Genomic DNA, 536 nt, shown 5'->3' on the forward strand with positions numbered 1-536 from the left:
GATTCGATGATCCGCTCGGGCGCGGCGCAGCGCGCGCTGGTGATCGGCGCGGAAACCTTCAGCCGTATTCTCGATTGGGAAGACCGCGCGACCTGCGTGCTGTTCGGCGATGGTGCCGGCGCCGTCGTGCTCGGCGCGGAGGAAAGCGCGGACGGCCAGCGTGGCATCCTCGCTGCCAAGCTGCATGCCGATGGCCGCCACAACCAGCTTCTCTATGTCGATGGCGGTCCCTCGACCACCCAGACGGTGGGCAAGGTCCGCATGAAGGGGCAGGAAGTCTTCCGCCATGCGGTGGTGAATCTCGCCACCGTGCTCAAGGAAGTGATGGCGATGGCGGAGATGACGCCCGCCGACATCGACTGGCTGGTGCCGCACCAGGCCAATGCCCGGATTCTCGACGCGACCGCGCGCAAGCTCAAACTGTCCCCGGACAAGGTCGTCGTCACCGTCGACCAGCATGCGAATACTTCGGCCGCCTCGGTGCCGCTGGCACTGGACGCCGCGACCCGCGATGGCCGGATCAAGGCCGGCGATCT

The 536-nt window shown here is 67.0% G+C and carries 1 protein-coding gene; it reads left to right on the plus strand.

Annotated features, from left to right (window positions below; all coding sequences use genetic code 11):
• The coding region (locus ACFC20_RS17560; RefSeq protein WP_375194109.1) for a 3-oxoacyl-[acyl-carrier-protein] synthase III C-terminal domain-containing protein at positions 1-536 on the plus strand (536 nt) is incomplete at both ends.

It is taken from the genome of Marinobacter sp., from assembly GCF_041984545.1.
GTDB lineage: Bacteria > Pseudomonadota > Gammaproteobacteria > Pseudomonadales > Oleiphilaceae > Marinobacter.